This window comes from Alteromonas sp. AMM-1 (assembly GCF_047290655.1).
Taxonomy (GTDB): Bacteria; Pseudomonadota; Gammaproteobacteria; order Enterobacterales; family Alteromonadaceae; genus Alteromonas; species Alteromonas mangrovi.
The window spans coordinates 1-3,892 of the sequence record NZ_JBLBUE010000240.1; the positions used below are offsets into that span (position 1 = coordinate 1).

General features: G+C 48.9%; 4 protein-coding genes. All 4 read right to left on the bottom strand.

The window, feature by feature from the left end:
- Positions 1–821: GTPase Era (era, locus tag ACLR2L_RS19390; RefSeq protein ID WP_413370562.1), on the bottom strand; the 821-nt coding region annotated here is incomplete at its 3' end.
- A complete protein-coding gene (rnc, locus tag ACLR2L_RS19395) occupies positions 814–1,497 on the bottom strand; it encodes a ribonuclease III (protein WP_140959647.1) in 684 nt (227 codons plus the stop codon). The genes rnc and era, both read right to left, overlap by 8 nt.
- A complete protein-coding gene (gene lepB / locus ACLR2L_RS19400; RefSeq protein WP_413370564.1) occupies positions 1,497–2,399 on the bottom strand; it encodes a signal peptidase I in 903 nt (300 codons plus the stop codon). Before lepB ends, rnc begins: the two co-directional genes overlap by 1 nt.
- Positions 2,399–3,892: translation elongation factor 4 (lepA, locus tag ACLR2L_RS19405; RefSeq protein WP_413370566.1), on the bottom strand; the 1,494-nt coding region annotated here is incomplete at its 5' end. The genes lepA and lepB, both read right to left, overlap by 1 nt.

Consider the following 3,892-nt stretch of genomic DNA (forward strand, 5'->3'; position numbering starts at 1 on the left):
AGTCGGGCTTGCTCACCAATGGTTTTCAGGTGCTTTCCGCCTTTCCCAATCACCATGCGCTTTTGCGTTTCACGCTCAACCAGAATCAAACCATTAATACGGTATACCCCGTTTTCAGCCAGCTTAAATTGCTCAATTTCCACTGTAGTGGAATAAGGCAACTCGTCACCGGTGAAGCGCATGAGCTTTTCGCGGATAATTTCCGCTGCCATAAAACGGCTTGAGCGATCGGTAATGTAGTCTTCCGGGAAATAAAATTCACTTTCTGGCTGACGTTTACGCACCAAATCCCTGAGCCGATCAACCTGTTTGGTTTGCTTGGCGCTCATCGGAATGATTTCGTCAAAATCGTGCTTATGTTGCAGAACCTGAAGGTGAGTAATTAAAGCATCTTCGCTGGGTACTTTATCAAGTTTGTTTACTACCAGAATACATGGCAGGCCTGACTGCTTTACTTTGGTCAGCACCATATCGTCGTCGTTGTTCCAGCGGGTACCTTCCACCACAAACAACACCAGTCCGACTTCTCCCAGTGAACTCGCTGCAGCGCGGTTCATTAATCTGTTGATGGCTCGTTTTTCTTCGCTGTGCAATCCGGGGGTATCTACATACACTGTCTGGCAATTGCCGTCGGTATCGATACCAAGGATACGGTGACGCGTAGTCTGCGGTTTACGCGAAGTAATACTCACCTTCTGGCCCAGTAGACAGTTCAGCAACGTGGACTTGCCAACATTGGGCCGCCCCACTATGGCCACCAAACCGCAGCGCGTGTTACCTTCTGGCGTATCCGGTAAATCCGGTTGTTCAAAATCAGTCATTGGTTAATGTCTCAAAGGCCAGTTTAGCGGCTTGTTGCTCAGCTTTCCTGCGACTACTTCCCACGCCCTCAAATGGCGCGTCGAGATTGGCAACCTGACAATGCACCACAAAGGTTTGCGCGTGGTCTTTACCGGTGATCTCAACCACTTCATACAGTGGCAAAGGCAGCTTGCGCGACTGCAAATATTCCTGAAGACGGGTTTTGGCATCCTTAGGGTGTTCATTGGGATCGAGCTTATTAATTCTGCTTTTCCACAAATGCAGTACCACTTCTTCGGCCTGTGCTAATCCGGCCTCCAGGTAAATTGCACCGATAATGGCTTCCATGGCATCGGCAATAATTGAACTGCGACGGTGTCCGCCGCTCTTCAGTTCGCCCGGCCCCAGATTCATAAGTTCACCCACATCAGACTCACGGGCCAGTTCGGCCAGCGTGTCGCCTTTTACAAGGGTGGAACGCATGCGGGTAAGCTTGCCTTCGGGTACTTGCGGAAATTTGTCGTAAAGTTCTTTGGCAATGATCATGCCCAGCACTGCATCGCCTAAGAACTCCAGACGTTCATTGTGCACTTTAGCGGCACTTCGGTGCGTAAGCGCTTGCTTAAGCAGGCTGTTATCTTTAAATTCGTAACCGATTTGACGGGACAGCCTGGCATATGGGTTAATCCCTAGCATTACTGAATGCCACCTACACGGCCAAAACGCACACCTGATGGGATCCAGGACGGCACCCAACTGCTGGCAGGTCGGTCAAACTCAAAGCTAATCCAAATGGCTACGGCTTTTCCTACCAGATTTTCATCGGGCACAAATCCCCAGAAGCGACTGTCACGGCTGTTGTCGCGGTTATCACCCAGCACGAAATACTGACCTTCCGGCACAATCCACTCGTTCATTTTAGTACCGGGCTGAGTAAAGAACTCACGCGGACTGGCTTCACCCGTTGGATGCTGCAAAATGTCATGAGGTACTTTGCCCAGTTGCTCCGTCATACGTCGAAGTGGCGTAAGGTGCTGCACAAATTCACCGCTGCTTACGAACTCTTGTGGCATTACCGTAAACTCTTCACATTTTTCACCGCTCACACAGGCAGGCTTGATGTAAATTTTCTTGTCGCGGTAAATTACCGTATCGCCGGGTAAACCCACTACTCGCTTAATGAAGTCTACATTAGGATCTTCTGGGTATTTAAACACCACTACATCACCGCGCTCCGGCGCACCGGTTTCAATGAATTTGTGGCGGAATACCGGATCTTTCAAACCGTAAGCGTATTTTTCTACCAGAATAAAGTCACCCACCAGCAGCGTGGGCATCATAGAACCGGATGGGATTTGAAATGGCTCGTATAAAAACGAACGCAATACCAACACAAACGCAATGACCGGGAATATTTGCTGGGCGGTATCTACCAAATAGGGAAGTTTGTCATCTGGTTGTAAAGCCGATTCGCCAAACCCAGCTACCGCATTTGAGCGATCGCGGCGTTTCGGACCGAAATACACAGCGTCCAACAGCCAAATCAAACCCGATCCCAGCGTTAGGATCACCAGCAAAATTGAAAAATAATTAGCCATTACTTAGATACCTTGAGTATTGCAAGGAAGGCATCTTGTGGCAATTCCACGTTCCCTACCTGCTTCATCCGTTTTTTACCTTCCTTCTGCTTCTGCAACAGCTTTTTCTTCCGGCTCACGTCACCACCGTAACACTTGGCGATTACGTTCTTCCGTAATTGTTTCACTGTGCTTCGCGCAATAACATGGTTACCAATCGCGGCCTGAATAGCAATGTCGAACATCTGGCGCGGAATGAGTTCGCGAAGTTTTTCAACCAGTTCACGCCCCCGATATGGTGCATTCTCTTTGTGCGTGATCACGGCTAAGGCGTCAACGCGTTCACCGTTGATAAGAATGTCCAGACGTACCATGTCTGACACCTGGAAACGCTTAAAGTTGTAATCAAGTGAGGCAAAACCGCGACTGGTCGATTTTAAGCGATCAAAGAAATCCAACACCACTTCAGCCATAGGAAGTTCGTAGGTAACTGCCACTTGTTTGCCGTGGTAGCTCATGTTGGATTGAATCCCGCGCTTCTCAATACACAGAGTAATAACGTTACCTAAAAACTCCTGCGGAACCAGAATGTTCGCTTCCACCATGGGTTCGCGCATTTCTTCAATTTCGTTCACCGCGGGTAATTTGGAAGGATTATCAACCTGAATCGTTTCGCCATTGGTTTTCAGTACTTCATAGATTACTGTTGGTGCGGTTGTAATAAGATCCAGATCGTATTCCCGCTCCAGACGCTCTTGGATAATCTCCATGTGCAACATGCCCAGGAAGCCCACCCGGAAACCAAAACCTAACGCCGCAGAACTCTCTGGTTCGTAAAACAACGACGCATCGTTCAGGCTTAGCTTTGCCAGTGCATCACGAAAATCTTCGTAGTCATCCGAGCTAACCGGGAACAATCCGGCATACACCTGCGGTTTTACCTTTTTAAAGCCTGGTAAAGGTTTGTCGGCGGGATCTTTTGCCAGTGTAATGGTATCACCTACCGGTGCACCATGAATCTCTTTAATACCGGCAATAATAAAGCCTACCTCACCCGCTTTCAGCACTTTGCGCTCAACGGCCTTGGGGGTAAATACACCCAGGTTATCAACCTGATGCACCTGACCATTAGACATGATTTTAATTTTGTCTTTTACGCTTAACTGCCCGTGTACAATGCGTACCAGAGATACTACGCCCTGATAGTTGTCAAACCATGAGTCGACAATAAGAGCCTGTAGCGGTGCGTCCAAATCCCCTTCCGGTGGCGGGATTTGCTTTACAATTACTTCCAGTACGTCTTCGATACCTACGCCTGTTTTCGCTGAGCAGCGAACGGCATCCACCGCATCAATACCCACGATGTCTTCGATTTCTTCAGCAACGCGTTCTGGTTCAGCCTGTGGCAAGTCAATCTTATTCAGAACCGGAACCACTTCCATGTTCATTTCGATGGCGGTATAACAGTTCGCTACAGTTTGAGCCTCCACGCCCTGACCCGCATCCACCACCAG

Excerpts from the sequence above, each read along its gene's own strand:
- rnc (WP_140959647.1), bottom strand. The coding sequence starts at position 1,497 with ATGCTAGGGATTAACCCATATGCCAGGCTGTCCCGTCAAATCGGTTAC.
- lepB (WP_413370564.1), bottom strand. The coding sequence starts at position 2,399 with ATGGCTAATTATTTTTCAATTTTGCTGGTGATCCTAACGCTGGGATCG.